This is a genomic window from Protofrankia sp. Cas8, assembly GCF_963555845.1.
In the GTDB taxonomy this organism is placed as follows: Bacteria; Actinomycetota; Actinomycetes; order Frankiales; family Frankiaceae; genus Protofrankia.
The window spans coordinates 3279-5821 of sequence record NZ_CAUVXI010000048.1; the positions used below are offsets into that span (position 1 = coordinate 3279).

1 protein-coding gene and 1 pseudogene are annotated in these 2543 nt (G+C 69.4%); one reads left to right on the top strand and one right to left on the bottom strand.

The genetic code is table 11. The features are described 5' to 3' along the window. Nucleotides 1-12 precede the first annotated feature (12 nt). Nucleotides 13-2200, top strand: a pseudogene (gene glgX, locus U9977_RS09815) (glycogen debranching protein GlgX). 38 nt (nt 2201-2238) lie between these two features. Here the strand turns inward: glgX and U9977_RS09825 are convergent. Next, a partial coding sequence (locus U9977_RS09825) for a hypothetical protein (RefSeq protein ID WP_322748901.1) occupies nt 2239-2543 on the bottom strand: 305 nt, incomplete at its 5' end.

Below are 2543 nucleotides of genomic sequence, written 5' to 3' on the forward strand. Positions count from 1 at the left end.
GATAATACGGCCATGACGTACAGCTCCCTCGGCCCATCGGCAGGCGCGACGACTGGCGGGAAGGTCGCCACATCCGCGCTCGGGGTCCACCTGCGCGCGGACGGCGCTGATGTCGGCGTGTTGTCCGCAGTCGCCGACGCGGTCGACTTCTGCCTTTTCGATGATGACGGCGGCAGCGGCAAAAGCAATGGCGGCGGCGGTGAGACGCGGGTGCCCCTTGAGCGCGACGATTCGGGCACCTGGCGCGGCCATGTGCCCGGCGTGCGAGCTGGGGACCACTACGGGTTCCGGGTGTCCGGCCCGTGGGATCCCGCCGCCGGGCTGCGGTGTAATCCGGCGAAGCTGCTGTTGGACCCCTATGCCCGCGCTGTCACGGGAACGGTGCGATGGGGGCCCGAGGTGCTCGGGCACATCCCCGGTGAGCCGGACCGCCGCAACGACGCCGACTCGGCCGGCTGCGTACCCCGGTCGGTGGTGGTGGCGCCCACGCAGCCTCCCGCCCCGGGGCCGGGCCGGGTGCCGTGGTCGGACACCGTCATCTACGAAACCCACGTCAAGGGCTTCACCCAGTTGGCTCCGGATGTGCCGGCGTCGCTGCGCGGCACCTATGCCGGTCTCGGCTCGCCCGCGGCCGTCGACCATCTGCTCCGGTTGGGTGTGACGACCGTCGAGCTGATGCCGGTGCACCATTTCCTGCACTCCGGCGTCCTGCTCGACAAGGGCCTGCGCAACTACTGGGGATACGACTCGATCAGCTATTTCGCCCCGCACGGCGAATACGCAGCGACCTCGGTCCCCGGCGGGCAGGTCGACGAGTTCCGGACCATGGTCGAGGCGCTGCACGCCGCCGGGCTCGAAGTGCTGCTGGACGTCGTGTTCAACCACACCGCAGAGGGCAACGAGAACGGCCCGACGCTGTGCTACCGCGGTCTGGACAACGCCGCCTACTATCGGCTCGTCCCCGGGCAGCGGCGCTTCTACTATGACACCACCGGCACCGGTAACACCCTCGATCTCGCGCATCCCGCGGCGCTGCGCCTGGTTCTCGACGCATTGCGGTACTGGGTGGTGGCGATGGGCGTCGACGGTTTCCGTTTCGACCTCGCCGCGTCGCTGGCCCGTGACGAGGACGCCGGGTGGGATGTGTACTCCGCCTTCCTCGACGCGATCGCGGCGGACCCGGTGCTGTCCGCGGTGAAACTGGTTGCCGAGCCGTGGGATACCGGCGTTGACGGCTATGACCTCGGTCGTTTCCCGGCCGGCTGGTCGGAATGGAACGGCCGCTACCGTGACGACGTCCGCGACTTCTGGCGGGGTCTGGATGGCCGGGTTCCGGCGCTGGCCACGAGGTTGGCCGGCAGCTCCGACCTGTACCCGACCCGCGGCCCGGTGGCCAGCATCAACTTCATCACCTGCCACGATGGTTTCACGCTGCGTGATCTGACGTCGTATGACGCCAAGCACAACGAACCCAACGGTGAGGGGAACCGGGACGGCACCGACGACAACAGGTCCTGGAATTGCGGCGCAGAGGGCGACACCGATGACCCGGCCGTGCTGGCGTTACGCGCCCGCCAGCAACGCAATCTGCTCACCACGCTTTTGGTCAGCGACGGCGTGCCGATGCTCTCCCACGGCGACGAACTCGGCCGCAGCCAGCACGGCAACAACAACGCCTACTGCCAGGACAACGCCATCTCCTGGATGGACTGGGCCGCCAGCTGGCAACGCCGACCATTTTGATCACTTGGGCCACCCGGACCGCGCCGATCTCATCGCCTTTACCGCCGGTCTGATCCGGCTACGCCGCGAGCACCCGGTGCTGCGTGCCCGCCGTTTCCCGACCAGCGTCTCGCCTGCGGCCGGCGGTGGCGTTGTGCAGACCTGGCTGCGCCCGGACGGGCAGCCCATGACCGACGGCGACTGGAAGGACACGTTCGCCCACGCACTCGCCGCCCACCTGCGCGGCGGCAACGGTCCCGGCCACAATTTCGGGGACGATGGCGGGGCTGAGGCCGGTGAGTTGCTGCTGGCCTTCAACGCCTACTGGGAACCGGTGACCTTCATCCTCCCCGGAAGGGGCTGGGGGCTCGTGCTGGACACCACCACCCCCGACCCGCCACAATCGGCCCCGACCAGCCTGGTCGGCCCCACCATCGACGTCGGCCCACGCAGCGTCGTCATCCTCAGCCGCTCCTGACGGGCCGGGCCTGCCGGCAGAGTTGCGCGGTCGTGCAGTCAGCGGCGGCGGAAGAGGCCGCCCTTGGGCGCGGGACGCGGGCCGGGCGGGGCTACCCGGGGTGGGACGGGGTGCCAGCCGGTGGGCAGGGGCAGCGGTGCGTCCGCCGGGATGCGCCGGACGACCGGGTCGTAGCCGTCCAACTCGCCGGGCTCAAAACGAACGTTCTTGATCACCCACCAGAAGGAGCCGTCCGGCTCACCGACCACCTTGTACGAACCATCCGGAAGCAGGAGCGCCCACCGACTCCGACCCCCGATCATAATCGCGATCTCCCGGCCGGTCGCGGTATCCCACAGCCGCA